Genomic DNA, 14020 nt, shown 5'->3' on the forward strand with positions numbered 1-14020 from the left:
GCTTTACTGGGACGTAGCCTCAGACAACACGACGAAACCCATCGCTCACTGCAAAGGACTGCCATGTGAACCCTTCCGTTATCCTGCAACCCTTATTCAACATCCTGATTTGGCTCCTACCGCTGATGCTGGTGTTGATGGTGCTGCAAACACGCCTGTTCAAAGGCTGGATCGGTGAACAGCTGGTACGGTTACTCGCGCACTTTCTATTGAGCCGTCAGGTTTATCGCCGTCTGCATGACGTCACGCTAATCACCCCGGATGGCTCCACGCAAATCGACCATGTGTTTGTGTCTCCCTTCGGCATTTTCGTGTTGGAGTCCAAGAACATGCGCGGCTGGATCTTCGGTGGTGAACAGCAGGCTCAGTGGACGCAACAGATCTACAAGAAGCGCTTCCAATTCCAAAACCCGGCCCATCAGAACTACAAGCACTTGAAGGCGCTGCAAGCCGTGCTGGGTATCGGCCCGGAATACGTTCATTCGGTGATCGTGTTTGTCGGCCCGAGCACCTTCAAGACCAGGATGCCGGCTAATGTCATTCGCGGCAGTGGCTGGGTCCGTTACATCAAGTCTTTCCAGCAAAAGGTGTTCAACGAGGCGCAGGTGACGGCCATGTTGCATGCCCTGCAAACAGGTCGCCTGGCTCCGACGCTCGCTACCCGGCGTGAGCATGTGCAACGTCTGAAGCAGCGCAACGATCCATCAGCCTCTCGCCAATGCCCGCGCTGCGGCAGTGCGCTGGTGGTGCGTACGTTCAAAAGCGGTTCCAGGACCGGTCAACAGTTTTGGGGATGCAGCACATTCCCCAAGTGCCGGACGATGCAGCCTATCGCGCCCAACAACTAAGCTTTACCAAGAGGCCACTTCGCGACTCTGAAAGCCAGGAGACGAACAATGAGCAAACAACCCCAACCCCGCAGCCGCTCCAACCCTCAACCCCGATCCCGCCCGGTCGTGCCAAACCTGCCAAGCAAAACCGGCAACAAATCCGGGGGCTTGCGCGGCAACTACCCGGCGAAGAAGCATTGAATTCTCGGATCCCATAGGCAATAAAACCGAAAATCATCCGACCGGCCTCCGGTATTTACCAACGAACCCGCCCAGCGCCCAGAGGTCAAAGCAGTTGATGGCATCGCCAATGATCAAAGGCCTCTCGCCTATTTCATTCAAGGACGAAGCCAGTCGTTCACACACTGTAGGGTGCGCCGGATAAATTTCAGTAGGCTCGAACTCTGCTCAGGGCAGGGGCTGACTGCTGCTCACATCTAATGCTCCCTGATCGGAGTACGAAAATGACTCAGTCAATGCGGTTCTTCCTATCCATAGTCCTCGCGACTGCCTCACTGGCATCGGCGAGTTTCCTGAACACTGCCGGTGCGGCAACCGCCGAGGACCTGAATACCGACTCTCGGCAAGCACTGCAAACGCTCTACAAGACTCATCCATTTGCCGAGACCATGTCGCACAACGCCAAAGCGATACTGGTTTTCCCGAAAATCATCAAGGCCGGCCTTGTGTTTGGCGGCAGCTATGGCGAAGGCGTTTTGTTCAAAGGCAAGACAGTTGAGGGTTACTACAACTCCGTCACCGGGTCATGGGGGCTGCAGGCAGGAGCCCAGTCGTATGGCTATGTGGTTTTCCTCATGACCGATAAAGCCGTGAACTATGTTCGCGAAACCAAGGGGTGGGAACTCGGCGTAGGGCCCACCGTCGTTGTAGTGGATGAAGGGATCTCGAAGAACCTGTCCAGTTCGACGCTGAAGGACGATGCCTACGCGTTCATATTTGACCAGCAAGGGTTAATGGCCGGAGTCAGCATCGAGGGCACGAAGATTTCCCTGATCAAGCGCTGAAATCCGTCTATCAAGGCGCCTTGCGTTGTCTGCAAGACGCCCCGACAGCGCGTTATCACCGTCCTCGCCAAGAGGTGGCCTGATGAGTCTTCTAACCAGATGCAAGGGTGTATGTATTCCTCTGGTGCTGTGCGTGGCGGTGTTCCTGACAGTGGTGATTTCCTGCAGTACATTGCCGAGGATAGTGCCCGACATGGCTCGCGCGCCCTCTGCGCCAGTGCAACTGGACGGGGTCCACGGACCTCTTTCAGCCGAGCGCAGCAAAGCCATTCTCGACCGACTCAAGTCCACAGGCGCAGAAACCAACATCTTCGATGTGCACCTCGCTATCGAAGAATCCGTTGTCGGTAGTCCGCTAACGGAAGGAAACAAGGTCGACTTGCTGCAGGACGGCCCCACCACCTACCAGTCGATGATCAAAGCCGTGGAAGGTGCGCGCGACCACATCAACATGGAGACCTACATCCTCGACGATGATGAAGTCGGCCAGCGCTTCGCCGCCGCACTGATCGCTCAGCAACACAAAGGTGTGCAGGTCAATCTGATCCGTGACAGCGTCGGAACCCTTGGAACACCCTCAGCGTTTTTCGCTCGATTGACCGACGCGGGCATCAAGGTGCTGGAGTACAACCCGGTCAATCCGGCGACGGCCAAAGCGGGCTGGGACGTGAACCAGCGCGACCACCGAAAGCTGCTGATCGTGGACGGTCGTGTTGCCTTTCTTGGCGGGATCAACATCAGCAGCGTCTATTCGGGGGGCTCGTTCAGCACTCACTCGAAGACTCGCCCCTCTGGTGATTTGCCCTGGCGCGATACCGACTTGCGCGTCGAGGGGCCGGTGGTTGCGGATCTGCAGAAGCTGTTCATCGAAACATGGACGACCCAGAAAGGTGAACCGCTCGCCGCGCGCGACTACTTTCCGCCATCAGAGCGCAAAGGCACCGAGGTGGTGCGCGCCATCGGAAGCTCGCCAGATGAGCCGTTCAGCCTGATCTACGCGACGCTGATTTCGGCGCTGCATAGCGCGCAGACCGAGATATGGCTGACGAACGCCTACTTTGTGCCCGATCCGCAGTTGTTGGCGGCACTCAAGGAGGCGGCGGCCCGTGGCGTCGACGTCAAGCTGGTGCTGCCCAGCAGCACTGATTCGGCGCTGGTGTTTCATGCCGGACGCGCTTACTACAGCGAGCTTCTGAAGGCCAACGTCAAGCTTTACGAACGCCGTGACGCGCTGCTCCACGTCAAGACGGCAGTCATCGATGGCGTGTGGTCGAGTGTCGGCTCCACCAACCTCGACTGGCGCAGCTTTCTGCACAACGATGAAGTCAACGTGGTTGTGCTGGGCACCGGGTTCGGAAAAAAGATGCAGGCGGCATTCATGGCTGATCTGGCGAAGTCGAACGAAATCAAGCTGGAAAAGTGGCAGCGCCGCTCGCTCGCGGTGAGAGCCAAAGAGCAGATGGCGCGACTCTGGGAATACTGGCTCTGAGTCGAGTCGCGCATCGCCGGGATGCGCGCTCCTGCTCCCTGATGGGTATTTCGTCAACTTACCGAGTCACTGCCGCACGGCGAGTCCCCGCAAACGCACTTGTACCGAGCCAGCGCCACAAGTTTTCCGCATCCTTCACCGCGCCATCCACCCGCAACTCCCGCGACTGAAGCACCTCCCGGGGTGTGCGGTCGCCCGTCCAGACCTCAGTCAACGCGCGCACGCTTGAATCCACGACCAGCGTCAGTTCGCGGCCCGGGTCGTCGCGGCATAGATCCGCCACGCCCTGCTCCACCACCAGCCACCACGCTTGCTCGCCGGGTCGCGCATCGCGGAATGTGAACTGGATGACCACCGGTCGGGACGGGAAGGTTTCGATGCGCACGAACCGGCGTACGTCCCACATCAGCAGGCCGGCGTCGAGTTGATCGTCACGCAGGCGACTGCCGATCCAGCGTGCGCCCCAATGCCCCAGCGCCATGATGATGGGGCGCAGTTCCTCGCCCGCCTCGGTCAGGCTGTATTCCCAGACTTTGCCGGTGGCCGTGCGGTGAATGACGCCGATGTCTTCCAGATGGCGCAGCCGTTGTGCCAGCAGGTTGGTGGACATCCGGGGGACGCCGCGGTGCAGTTCATTGAAGCGTTTGCTGCCGCACAGCAGCTCGCGCACCACCAAGGGTGTCCAGCGCTCGCACAGGGCTTCCGCACCGCGGGCGACCGTGCAGAACTGACCGTAGCCTTCTTCCATCGCCTGGACTCCGCAATTGCAACGCTTCACTTTTTGAACTAGCCCGGCCCCTTCGCCACGCGCACGCTCAAGCCTTCGAAAGCCAATTTTCAAAGGAGAACGCCATGACCACGGTAGCCATCATTCAGCGCCCGCCCGTGCTGCTCGATCGCAGCGCAACGATCGCCCGGGCCGTGCAATCGGTCGCCGAAGCTGCGGCGGCGGGAGCCTCGCTGATCGTTTTGCCCGAATCGTTCATTCCCGGTTATCCGTCGTGGATCTGGCGGCTGGCGGCGGGAAAGGACGGGGCTGTCATGGGCCAGTTGCACACGCGGCTGCTGGCCAATGCCGTCGACATCGCCAACGGTGATCTGGGCGAATTGTGCGAAGCCGCCAGGGTTCACGCCGTGACGATCGTGTGCGGCCTAAATGAATGCGATCGGCGCACGGGAGGCGGCACGCTCTATAACAGCGTAGTCGTTATCGGTCCGGACGGCGCCGTGCTCAACCGACACCGCAAGCTGATGCCGACCAATCCAGAGCGCATGGTGCATGGCTTCGGCGATGCGTCCGGGTTGCGCACGGTCGACACACCGGTCGGCCGCGTGGGCGCGCTGATCTGCTGGGAAAACTACATGCCGCTGGCGCGCTATTCGCTGTATGCCCAAGGGGTGGAAATCTACGTCGCGCCCACGTACGACACCGGCGAAGGCTGGATCAGCACGATGCGGCACATTGCACTCGAAGGGCGCTGCTGGGTGCTGGGCAGTGGCACTGTGCTGCGCGGCAGTGACATTCCCGAGGACTTCCCGGCGCGTGCGCAACTGTTTGCCGATCCGGAGGAATGGATCAACGACGGCGACTCGGTGGTGGTCAGTCCGCAAGGCCGGATCGTGGCCGGTCCACTGCACCGGGAGGCCGGCATTCTGTATGCGGACATCGACGTCGCACTCGTGGCGCCAGCACGGCGGGCGCTCGACGTCACCGGGCATTACGCGCGTCCGGACATTTTTGAGTTGAAAGTGCGGCGCACGCCGGCGACAGCGGCGCATTTCATCGACGAAGGAGTCATGCCATGAGCATTGAACGGTCTTACAAGGGCAGTTGTTTCTGCGGCGCGGTCGAGTTCACCGTCAGCGGCGAGCCGGCCGGAATGGGCTATTGCCATTGCGAGTCGTGCCGGCACTGGTCAGCAGGACCGGTCAACGCCTTCACGCTGTGGAAACCCGACGCGGTGCATGTGACACGGGGTGCCGACAACATCGGCACCTTCAACAAGACACCTCGCAGTTACCGCAAGTGGTGCAAGACGTGCGGTGGACACCTTTTCACTGAACACCCTGAAATAGGGCTGATCGATGTGTATGCCGCGGTCATTCCGGACCTCGAGTATTCGCCGGGTGTTCACGTGCACTATCAGGAGACGGTGCTGCGGATCAAGGATGGATTGCCGAAGTTGAAGGATGTCCCCGGCGAGTTAGGCGGATCGGGTATCAGCGTGGAGGAATAGCACAGCGAGGCCGAACGCTGAATTCAAGCGTTAATCAAACGCACCGTTCAGCACTTCATAGATGAGCCCGGTGGCCAGCGCGACCAGGATCAAATCAGTCCCCGCTTGCTGCCATTCATACCCATCGTAATGAGGCAGCCTGCCGATCAACCGGCCATCCAGTTTTTTGGCAATACCGGGGGGAAGCGGCTTGCCACGAGCGAGGTTCTTTTGAATGCCGGGTGGCAACGCAGGCCCGGGACTCCAGTAGTCCCGGTAGCCGCCCACAATTCCCAGAATGTTGCTGCGATTGATGCTCGGGCCATGATCCCAATCGCCGCCTCCTGAGTTTTTACCTTTGCCCGCCTGACCGCTCTGATTGCCATGGGTCTGGCTGTTTTGCGGGTGTCCCTTGCCGTTGCCCTGGCCTTTTCCATTCCCGGGATCGGCCAATGCAGTTACCGAACCGCAGGCCAGAGCAAGACTTGTTACAGCAGCAATCAACGAGTGGGATCTGAACATCGGGTCGTTCCTTCAGTAGGCGATAGCCCTCTGACTGTAGACGCTTTGGACGGTGTGGGTTCCATGTACCGATGCAGGACACTTCCCCCACGCCGCCATTGCACCGAACGCTTGAGCAACATCAACAAATAGCCGATCCGCATGGGGTATCTTGACGCGACTCTTGCGCGCCGAGGATTCGTCATGCCTTCTACCCCCACCGAAGTGGACGTCGCGATTATCGGCGGCGGCCAGTCCGCACTCGCCGTGGCGTACTTTTTGCGCCGAACAGGGCGTTCGTTCGTGATCATTGATGCCGAAGCCGGCCCGGGCGGCGCCTGGCGGCACGGCTGGAATTCCCTGCGACTGTTTTCGCCCTCGACCTGGAGTTCCATCGCCGGCTGGATGATGCCGCCGGTCACGGATGGCTACCCAAGCCGCGACCACGTACTCGATTACCTGCGCCAGTATGAGCAACGCTACCAATTCCCTACCGCGCGGCCCTATTGGGTGAACGCTATTGAACGCCGGAACAGTCGCCTGCTCCTCAAGACCGATAGCCGTAGCTGGCTGGCCCGCACAGTGGTCAGCGCGACGGGCACCTGGCGCCATCCCTTCCTGCCGCATTACCCCGGCAGTGAAACCTTTACCGGCCAGCAATTGCATTCGGCTCACTACGTCGACGCCAAGCCGTTTGCCGGAAAAAAAGTCCTGGTGGTGGGCGGTGGCAACTCCGGTGCACAAATCCTCGCTGAAGTCTCGCAAGTGGCCGACGTCACCTGGGTCACCCCGCAGCCGCCACAATTTCTCGCCGATGACGTCGATGGCCGAGTGCTGTTCGAACGCGCCACCGAACGCTGGAAAGCTCAGCTCGCCGGCACGGTCATTGAACAACCGGTCGGTGGCTTGGGCGATATCGTGATGGTGCCGCCAGTCGTCGAAGCCCGGGAGCGCGGCGTATTGCACGCGGTTCGGCCGTTCTTGCGCTTTACCGAAACCGGCGTGGTGTGGGCCGATGGCTCGCAAACGCCGGTCGACGCGGTGATCTGGTGCACCGGTTTCCACCCTGCCCTCGGCTATCTGGAATCACTGGGCGTGTGCACCGCCGATGGGCACGTGGCCGTCGAAGGCACGCATTCAATCCAAGAGCCGCGCTTGTGGCTGGTGGGCTATGGCGACTGGACAGGCGCGGCTTCCGCGACACTGATCGGCGTCACGCGCACGGCACGCAGTACCGTGGAAGAAATCGACCGATTTTTAACGGAACACTGAATCCAAGGGTGATCGCCGCGGCGGGGTCGATTTACACCCCCAATGTCTTGCGTAAATAACTCGCCGACGCCGGGCATAACTGTTTGAACTGGACGGTCTGGCTGATAGCCGCGGGGGCCGTCTGCCGATCGAACCGTTCATAACCATTGGCCGAGAAAAACCCGGCCGCCCCTTGGGTCAACAAATGCAGGCGGAGTGCACCTTGGGAGGCGGCACACTGTTCCAATGCAAGCAACACGGCGTTGCCCAGCCCTTCGCCACGACGTGCATCACTCACCACGACGGATCGCAGCAACATGGCGGGCGCAGCGCCCTCCAGGCCCCCAAACGCCACCCACTTCCCGTCCGCTTCAATCCGGTAAAACTGCCGACCGGGTTCGCTGACATCGTCACAGGGTAATGCCGCCTGACGCAGCGCATCACGCAGTTGATCCAGAGCGTTGTCGCCGACTTTAGTCATCTGCATATGAAGCGCCTTTGAAGATCCGAATGCGTTGAAGGCTAGCAGGCCGCTTGAGCCGCCGACGATGCCCGAAAGATTTTCATCGACACCACCTCGGCCTGAATCGCCACATCCTTGCCGGGGATGCGCAAGGAAGACGCACTGGCAACGATCTGCGCACCGCGGGTGCCTCCGGCCTGAAAGCCAAGGATCAGCAGGGTACTGCGTGGATTGGGCGACCGACATCGCGCAGCTGATCTTTATTAACGGCGCGCTACGGGGTGCCCTTCAGTCGAACCCGGCCAATGGCTTGACGATGGTCAAACTGCAGGGTGCGCGGTTCAACACGCTTTCGGCCGTGCTGCCGATGAACCGGTCGATCCCGTGCCGACTGACCGTGCCGAGTACCAGCACGTCGAAGGCATTCTGGCGGGCGAACAGGGCGATCACTTTGTGGGGGATACCGGACAGTCGATGCTGGCATTTTTTCTCGATGCCATAACGCTCGGCAAGCAATTCAAAGGCCTCGTCCTGGGCATCGTTGACCGCGTCGCGCAAACTGCCATCCAGACTCCACGTCGGCACACTCATTGCGGAGTCGCCCACTACGGACCAGTTGCTGACGTTTAACACGTGCAAGACGGCGCCACAGGAAACCGCCAGCGTCGAGGCCAGGTCGAGAATCCGGTCATTGAGCCCTTGGGTCAGCTCCTCCAGGTGGGACAGGTCGATGGCCGCGAGAATGCTCGACGGTTTGGGATTGCGGGCATCGGTGACCAGGTGCAAATGGCCCGGACAATCGCGCAGCAACAGCCAATCCAGCGGGTGATGAAACGCACGGTCAAGTGCCGGCACATGCTGGGTGTCCTTGATCACCAGGTCCGCGTGGAAGTCATTCACATACTCAAGCACCTGCGCCAGGCTTGACCTGGCCCAGACCACTTCAGTGGTCACCTGCAAACCGCTACACCGTTGAAACCGCGCTTGCTGCTCCAGCCAGTGGCGATGCACCTGCAAGTAGCCCTCGCGCGCCTGAGCCATCGCATCGTGGTCAAACAGCCCGGCCACGGCCAGCGCCTGCACATAGTCAAAGGCGACGATGTGCAATAAGGCGCCGGTGGCACACGCCAGTGCCTGCGCCCGGTCGAATGCCGGGGTGCGGACCATCTCCGAGGGGGCAATCAATAAGATACGTTTGAGTTTCAGCATCACATACCTCGTCCCGTGAGCGACTTGTTGCCTTACCGCAAAATCGACTCCTGTCGGCGTTTGTGCAGCTCTTCAGGATCATGGCGGCTGGAAAGCTATCGTTTGAGTATCGGGCGTTATCCCGTGAAGGCTCTGATCTTTGTCAACTAATGGAAGGCTTTCGGCGGGCGTCCCATCGACTTCGGGCTCACAGAAGCATTGTTGATTTAGCTCAATGATTTTTCGTCGCCCAGGCGTAGAAAACACTGAGCGGACTCACGGTTACGTAATCTATGCTCGACCCCGCTCGCCCAGACACTCCGCTCTCGCTAGAGGTTCGCCATGCTCGCAGTCACGCTGATCAATACACTGGTGGTCATCGTCGTCGTGGTGATCCATTACGAGTGCCTGTTGCGGCTCAACGATTGGCTGCCCCGGCTCAAGCTCTGGAGCCGCTTCAGGATCGTCGTCGGGGTATTCGGGGCGCTGTTTGCCCACGCATTGGAAGTCTGGTGCTTTGCCTTGGTCTATTACCTGATGGCGCGTGACGGCCGATGGGGCAACCTGACGGGCAACTTCGATGGTTCGTTCATGGACTGCGTGTACTTTTCCTTCACCACCTACACGACCATCGGCTTCGGCGATATTTCACCGGTGGGCAACCTCAAATACCTGACCGGCCTGCAAGCCTTGACCGGTCTGGTCCTCATTACCTGGACAGCGTCTTTTCTGTTTCTCGAAATGCAGAAGTACTGGAAGCGCAAATAACCGGGCTCATGCACCGGGGTGGTCCCGGGCACCGGCGTCGAAAGCGGTTTCGCGCCGCCAGGCCCGCTGCAACAGGTCGATGACCTCTTGATCCGACGTCTGGGAAAAATCCATGTACCAATAACCGATCGACATGAGCCATTCGGGGATGATCGGACAGATCAGCTCATCCACCTCGCGGCGCAACGCCTCGACGGTTTCGAGCGGGGCGACGGGCACCGCAACCACAATCCGCGACGGCGCCTGTGCACGCGCCGCATGGATCGCCGCCTGCATTGAAGCGCCGGTCGCCAGGCCGTCGTCGATCAGGATCACCACCTGATCCTTGAGCGACACCGGCGCGCGCGTTCCCCGGTAAACCTGCTCGCGACGCAACAACTCGCGGGTTTCCCGGGCGACCACGGCGTCGAATGCCGCCTTATCGATGGGGTGAGCCCGCAGCGCTTGTTCATTGAGGATCTGGATGCCGCCACTGGCAATCGCGCCCATGGCGTACTCCGGGTGGGATGGCACGCCGAGCTTGCGGACCAGCATCAGGTCCAGGCGCACCCCAAGGGCAGTGGCCACTTCATAGGCCACCGGAACACCGCCACGGGGCAACGCGAGAATGATCACATCGGGTCTGTGAGCGTATTGCAGCAGCGGTTCCACCAGGCGTCGACCGGCGGCGGGCCGGTCCTGCAAAGTGGTGGGCAACGCGAGATTCGGACTCATCGAAAAACCTCCTCAGGCGATCAGGCCTGTCGGCTCGCATCACATCGGCGATCTATCGATTGTCGTGCTGAAGACGGCAGGCATCAACCCTGCCTCGATGCCGTCTAGACCGCCAGTACGTTGCACGGCACCTGATACAAAATGTGCTCGGTGGTGCTGCCCAGCAGCTTGTCGACGCCGGAGGACTGGACCTTGCCCATCACGATCACATCCACGTCATGCTCGTGAGCAAATTCGCTTAGCGCCTGGACCGGATGGCCGGAAACGATGTGGCGACGATCCGCAGGCACACCAAATTGGCCGGCGAGTTTCACGAAAGCTTGCTGCAGGTCCTTGCGCAGCGCTTTGGTCAGGTCTGCCAGGGTCAAGCCATCCATGTCCGCCAGAAAAGCCGCCGAAATGTCACAGGCATACACCAAATGCAATTCGGCATCGCACTGGATGGCCAGGCTTGTGGCCTGACTGATGATCCGCTCGTTCAGCGTGTTGTCGGGTGACTCGGTATCGAACACTTCCACCGCCGCCACGATCTTGCGCGGCCAGCCGTCGCCATGCCCCCCGCCCACCAGATAGACCGGCATCGGGCAGTGACGCAGCAAGTACCAATCCAGCGGCGTGAAAAAGGCGCGTTTGAGCGCTGATTCGTGCTGCACCTGCTTGATCAACAGGTCGGGCTGCATTTCCGTGACGTGATCGAGGATGTCTTGCTCCATGTCCTCAGCCCAGGTCACCTCCGTGGTCACGTCGAGGCCCTCGCAGCGCAGCGTTTCGGCCTGCACCTGGAGCCAGTCGCGATGGTCCTGGATGTAGCGCTGACGGGCCTGTTCCCGATCACCTTCCTCCAGCAGCGACAACAATTTGAACGAAGGAATGAACGCGGCGATGTGCAGGCTCGCGCCGCTGGCCTTGGCCAATGCCGCCGCATGCTTGATTGCCGGGGAATGGCGCAGGGCCGGATTGATGATGAGTAACAAGCGTTGATACTGGCTCATGATTTTTCTCCCGTCAGGTGGGTATTGGCCGGCGTCCATTGCCAATTCAGCACCTCGGGCATGTCTTGCCCGTGCTCGATGAGGTAGAGCTTGTGCCGCTCCATCGTCGACCAGTAGCGCGACCGCGCGGTGTGCACCTGATCGTGCAGCCGTGGCACGCGCTCGATGACGTCCAGCGCCAATTGATAGCGATCCAGATTGTTGATCACCGCCATGTCGAACGGGGTGGTGGTCGCGCCCTCCTCCTTGAAGCCACGGACGTGGAAATTGTCATGATTGGTGCGTTTGTAGAGCAGGCGGTGGATCAGCGCGGGGTAGCCGTGGAAGGCGAAAATCACTGGTTTGTCGACGGTGAACAGCTCATCAAACGCCGAATCCGACAACCCATGGGGATGCTGAAAGGACGGCTGCAACACCATCAAGTCGACCACATTCACCACCCGCACCCGCAAGTCCGGCACGTACTCGCGCAACAGGGTCACGGCGGCCAGGGTTTCCAGGGTCGGCACGTCCCCGGCGCAGGCCATGACCACGTCCGGGTCTTCATCGTTCTGGCACGCCCACGCCCATCGGCCGATGCCGGTCTGGCAGTGGCAGATGGCGGCATCGATGTTCAGCCACTGCCATTCCGGTTGCTTGCCGGCGACGATGACGTTGATGTAATTGCAGCTTTTGAGGCAATGGTCAGCCACCGACAGCAGGCAATTGGCATCGGGCGGCAAGTAGATGCGCACCACGTCCGATTTCTTGTTCGCCACCAGATCGATGAACCCGGGATCCTGGTGGGAGAAGCCGTTATGGTCCTGACGCCAGACATGGGAGGTCAGCAAATAATTGAGCGAAGCAATCGGTTTGCGCCACGGTACTTCGCCGGCGGTTTTCAGCCATTTAGCGTGCTGGTTGACCATTGAATCGACGATATGGATGAACGCCTCGTAACAAGACAGCAGGCCATGACGCCCGGTCAGCAGATACCCTTCGAGCCAGCCCTCGCACACCTGTTCGCTGAGGATTTCCATCACCCGGCCATCGGCCGCCAAATGGATATCGTCCGCCTCCAATGGATCCATCCAGGTCTTGGCGCTGACTTCATAGACCGCGTCCAGTCGGTTAGAGGCGGTTTCATCCGGGCCGAACAGGCGAAAGTTGTTCGAGGCCAGGCTGTTTTTCATCACGTCGCGCAAAAACGTGCCCATGACTCGCGTGGCCTCGGCGCGAAGGCTGCCGGGCGCTTCGAGTTTCACCGCATAGTCGGCGAATCGTGGCAGGTCCAGCGGTCGCAACAACGCGCCGCCGTTGGCGTGGGGATTGGCACTCATGCGTCGATGCCCGGTCGGTGCCAGCGCAGCGATTTCAGGCAGCAACGCGCCATTGGCATCAAATAGCTCATCGGGACGGTAACTGTGGAGCCATTCCTCCAGTTGCCGCAGATGGATCGGTTGCTGGAAATCGGCCAAGGGCACCTGATGCGCACGGCAGGTGCCTTCGACACGATGGCCGTCGACGAATTTCGGCCCGGTCCAGCCTTTGGGGGTGCGCAACACCAACATCGGCCAAAGCGGCCGCTCTGGCGCCCCGGACTGCCGAGGCTGGCGCGCTTCGCGCTGGATCTCGCGGATCTTCAGCACCATCGTATCCAGCGTCCGGGCCAGGGCCTGATGCACTTGCGCCGGCTCGTCACCTTCAACGAAATACGGGTCGTAGCCATAGCCATACATCAGGGCCGACAACTCATCCTCGCTGATTCGGGCCAGCACCGTGGGGTTCGCGATTTTGTAACCATTGAGGTGCAGGATCGGCAATACCGCCCCGTCACGCGCCGGGTTGAGAAACTTGTTGGAGTGCCAGCTCGCCGCCAGCGTGCCGGTTTCGGCTTCACCGTCGCCAATCACGCAGGCGACGATCAAATCGGGATTGTCGAACGCCGCGCCATAGGCATGGGCCAAGCTGTAACCCAGTTCGCCGCCTTCATGGATCGAGCCGGGAATCTGCGCCGACACATGGCTGGAGATTCCGTATGGCCAGGAAAACTGCCGGAACAGGCGAACCAGCCCGTTGGTGTTGCGCTCCACCGAGGGATAACACTCGGTATAGGTGCCTTCCAGGTAAGTCTGCGCCACCACAGCGGGCCCGCCATGGCCAGGGCCTGCCACGAACAGCATGTTCAAGTCGTACTGTTTGATCAGGCGGTTGAGGTGGGTATAGATCAGGTTCAGCCCCGGCGTTGTGCCCCAGTGACCGAGCAGACGCGGCTTGATGTGCGCCAGGGTCAGCGGCTGGTGCAGCAGCGGATTGTCCTTGAGGTAGATCTGCCCGACGGCCAGGTAATTGGAGGCCCGCCAATAGGCGTCCAGCCCTTCCAGTTGCTCATCACTCAGGAAATCGCTCATGAAGTTCTCCGTAAAAGATCCGACCGGCCGGCAATCCTTGATCAATTCTGGGAGTCTGGAACGCTCGGGACTTGATTTACATCAAGTCTCCACGCCACTACTCAAGCTCAATGACATCAAGGGCTACGCCAGGTTGACCAAAACTGCCGATAGCGGGTTTCCCCGTTCGTCTATTACTTCAGCAATCGACTGA

General features: G+C 60.2%; 16 protein-coding genes and 1 pseudogene. 9 read left to right on the forward strand and 8 right to left on the reverse strand.

The annotated features are described in order from the left end of the window. The first annotated feature begins 125 nt into the window (after window positions 1-125). The 4 genes from ACA060_RS16630 to cls all read left to right on the forward strand — a co-directional run bounded on the left by ACA060_RS16630 (window position 126) and on the right by cls (window position 3344). Window positions 126-848, forward strand: coding sequence for a nuclease-related domain-containing protein (locus tag ACA060_RS16630; RefSeq protein WP_497318278.1), 723 nt, complete (start codon window positions 126-128; stop codon window positions 846-848). Between the two features lie 48 nt (window positions 849-896). Then, on the forward strand, window positions 897-1031 hold the full coding sequence (locus ACA060_RS16635) for a hypothetical protein (RefSeq protein WP_497311840.1): 135 nt from the start codon (window positions 897-899) through the stop codon (window positions 1029-1031). Window positions 1032-1294: 263 nt separating this feature from the next. Continuing rightward, the gene (locus ACA060_RS16640; RefSeq protein WP_109632458.1) at window positions 1295-1855 is read left to right on the forward strand and encodes a lipid-binding SYLF domain-containing protein; all 561 of its coding nucleotides are present in this window, start codon (window positions 1295-1297) and stop codon (window positions 1853-1855) included. A 133-nt stretch (window positions 1856-1988) separates the two neighbouring features. After that, the gene (cls, locus tag ACA060_RS16645; protein WP_497311841.1) at window positions 1989-3344 is read left to right on the forward strand and encodes a cardiolipin synthase; all 1356 of its coding nucleotides are present in this window, start codon (window positions 1989-1991) and stop codon (window positions 3342-3344) included. Window positions 3345-3402: 58 nt separating this feature from the next. Here cls and ACA060_RS16650 read toward each other — a convergent pair whose 3' ends face one another. After that, window positions 3403-4092 (reverse strand): winged helix-turn-helix transcriptional regulator, encoded by a 690-nt coding sequence (locus ACA060_RS16650; RefSeq protein ID WP_497311842.1) that lies wholly within the window; start codon window positions 4090-4092, stop codon window positions 3403-3405. Window positions 4093-4196: 104 nt separating this feature from the next. Between ACA060_RS16650 and ACA060_RS16655 the strand changes: the two genes are divergently transcribed. Next, window positions 4197-5150 (forward strand): carbon-nitrogen hydrolase family protein, encoded by a 954-nt coding sequence (locus ACA060_RS16655; protein WP_497311843.1) that lies wholly within the window; start codon window positions 4197-4199, stop codon window positions 5148-5150. Next, on the forward strand, window positions 5147-5581 hold the full coding sequence (locus ACA060_RS16660; RefSeq protein ID WP_497311844.1) for a GFA family protein: 435 nt from the start codon (window positions 5147-5149) through the stop codon (window positions 5579-5581). Before ACA060_RS16655 ends, ACA060_RS16660 begins: the two co-directional genes overlap by 4 nt. 30 nt (window positions 5582-5611) lie before the next feature. Here the strand turns inward: ACA060_RS16660 and ACA060_RS16665 are convergent, their stop codons facing one another. After that, window positions 5612-6082, reverse strand: coding sequence for an anti-virulence regulator CigR family protein (locus tag ACA060_RS16665; RefSeq protein ID WP_497311845.1), 471 nt, complete (start codon window positions 6080-6082; stop codon window positions 5612-5614). Between the two features lie 183 nt (window positions 6083-6265). Between ACA060_RS16665 and ACA060_RS16670 the strand changes: the two genes are divergently transcribed. Next, window positions 6266-7333, forward strand: coding sequence for an ArsO family NAD(P)H-dependent flavin-containing monooxygenase (locus ACA060_RS16670; RefSeq protein ID WP_497311846.1), 1068 nt, complete (start codon window positions 6266-6268; stop codon window positions 7331-7333). 31 nt (window positions 7334-7364) lie between these two features. Here ACA060_RS16670 and arsN2 read toward each other — a convergent pair whose 3' ends face one another. The 3 genes and pseudogenes from arsN2 to ACA060_RS16685 all read right to left on the reverse strand — a co-directional run bounded on the left by arsN2 (window position 7365) and on the right by ACA060_RS16685 (window position 8984). Next, complete coding sequence (arsN2, locus tag ACA060_RS16675) at window positions 7365-7799, reverse strand: arsenic resistance N-acetyltransferase ArsN2 (RefSeq protein ID WP_497311847.1); 435 nt, start codon at window positions 7797-7799, stop codon at window positions 7365-7367. 62 nt (window positions 7800-7861) lie between these two features. Then, a pseudogene (locus ACA060_RS16680) lies at window positions 7862-8014 on the reverse strand (MBL fold metallo-hydrolase); the annotation flags it as partial. A gap of 49 nt (window positions 8015-8063) precedes the next feature. Next, on the reverse strand, window positions 8064-8984 hold the full coding sequence (locus ACA060_RS16685) for a universal stress protein (RefSeq protein WP_497311848.1): 921 nt from the start codon (window positions 8982-8984) through the stop codon (window positions 8064-8066). A 321-nt stretch (window positions 8985-9305) separates the two neighbouring features. Between ACA060_RS16685 and ACA060_RS16690 the strand changes: the two genes are divergently transcribed. Then, complete coding sequence (locus ACA060_RS16690; RefSeq protein ID WP_109632482.1) at window positions 9306-9731, forward strand: potassium channel family protein; 426 nt, start codon at window positions 9306-9308, stop codon at window positions 9729-9731. 6 nt (window positions 9732-9737) lie between these two features. On the opposite strand, the gene ACA060_RS16695 is transcribed toward ACA060_RS16690, so the two are convergent. From ACA060_RS16695 to ACA060_RS16705, 3 genes are all read right to left on the reverse strand, one after another. Then, window positions 9738-10445: a phosphoribosyltransferase gene (locus ACA060_RS16695; protein ID WP_497311849.1), complete on the reverse strand. Its 708-nt coding sequence runs from the start codon at window positions 10443-10445 to the stop codon at window positions 9738-9740. 104 nt (window positions 10446-10549) lie between these two features. Further along, on the reverse strand, window positions 10550-11437 hold the full coding sequence (locus ACA060_RS16700; RefSeq protein WP_497311850.1) for a universal stress protein: 888 nt from the start codon (window positions 11435-11437) through the stop codon (window positions 10550-10552). Then, a complete protein-coding gene (locus ACA060_RS16705) occupies window positions 11434-13827 on the reverse strand; it encodes a phosphoketolase family protein (protein WP_497311851.1) in 2394 nt (797 codons plus the stop codon). Before ACA060_RS16705 ends, ACA060_RS16700 begins: the two co-directional genes overlap by 4 nt. Between ACA060_RS16705 and ACA060_RS16710 the strand changes: the two genes are divergently transcribed. Then, a complete protein-coding gene (locus ACA060_RS16710) occupies window positions 13826-14020 on the forward strand; it encodes a hypothetical protein (protein WP_109632490.1) in 195 nt (64 codons plus the stop codon). The two genes, ACA060_RS16705 and ACA060_RS16710, sit on opposite strands and share 2 nt — an antisense overlap.

The organism is Pseudomonas sp. LBUM1671 (genome assembly GCF_059695685.1).

Bases quoted from the DNA above. Each gene is read 5' to 3' on its own strand.
- ACA060_RS16705 (WP_497311851.1), bottom strand. From the start codon at position 13,827: ATGAGCGATTTCCTGAGTGATGAGCAACTGGAAGGGCTGGACGCCTAT.
- ACA060_RS16650 (WP_497311842.1), bottom strand. From the start codon at position 4,092: ATGGAAGAAGGCTACGGTCAGTTCTGCACGGTCGCCCGCGGTGCGGAA.
- ACA060_RS16700 (WP_497311850.1), bottom strand. From the start codon at position 11,437: ATGAGCCAGTATCAACGCTTGTTACTCATCATCAATCCGGCCCTGCGC.
- arsN2 (WP_497311847.1), bottom strand. From the start codon at position 7,799: ATGCAGATGACTAAAGTCGGCGACAACGCTCTGGATCAACTGCGTGAT.
- ACA060_RS16710 (WP_109632490.1), top strand. From the start codon at position 13,826: ATGAAGTTCTCCGTAAAAGATCCGACCGGCCGGCAATCCTTGATCAAT.
- ACA060_RS16670 (WP_497311846.1), top strand. From the start codon at position 6,266: ATGCCTTCTACCCCCACCGAAGTGGACGTCGCGATTATCGGCGGCGGC.
- ACA060_RS16695 (WP_497311849.1), bottom strand. From the start codon at position 10,445: ATGAGTCCGAATCTCGCGTTGCCCACCACTTTGCAGGACCGGCCCGCC.
- ACA060_RS16635 (WP_497311840.1), top strand. From the start codon at position 897: ATGAGCAAACAACCCCAACCCCGCAGCCGCTCCAACCCTCAACCCCGA.
- ACA060_RS16690 (WP_109632482.1), top strand. From the start codon at position 9,306: ATGCTCGCAGTCACGCTGATCAATACACTGGTGGTCATCGTCGTCGTG.
- ACA060_RS16655 (WP_497311843.1), top strand. From the start codon at position 4,197: ATGACCACGGTAGCCATCATTCAGCGCCCGCCCGTGCTGCTCGATCGC.
- ACA060_RS16630 (WP_497318278.1), top strand. From the start codon at position 126: ATGCTGGTGTTGATGGTGCTGCAAACACGCCTGTTCAAAGGCTGGATC.
- ACA060_RS16665 (WP_497311845.1), bottom strand. From the start codon at position 6,082: ATGTTCAGATCCCACTCGTTGATTGCTGCTGTAACAAGTCTTGCTCTG.
- ACA060_RS16685 (WP_497311848.1), bottom strand. From the start codon at position 8,984: ATGCTGAAACTCAAACGTATCTTATTGATTGCCCCCTCGGAGATGGTC.
- ACA060_RS16660 (WP_497311844.1), top strand. From the start codon at position 5,147: ATGAGCATTGAACGGTCTTACAAGGGCAGTTGTTTCTGCGGCGCGGTC.
- ACA060_RS16640 (WP_109632458.1), top strand. From the start codon at position 1,295: ATGACTCAGTCAATGCGGTTCTTCCTATCCATAGTCCTCGCGACTGCC.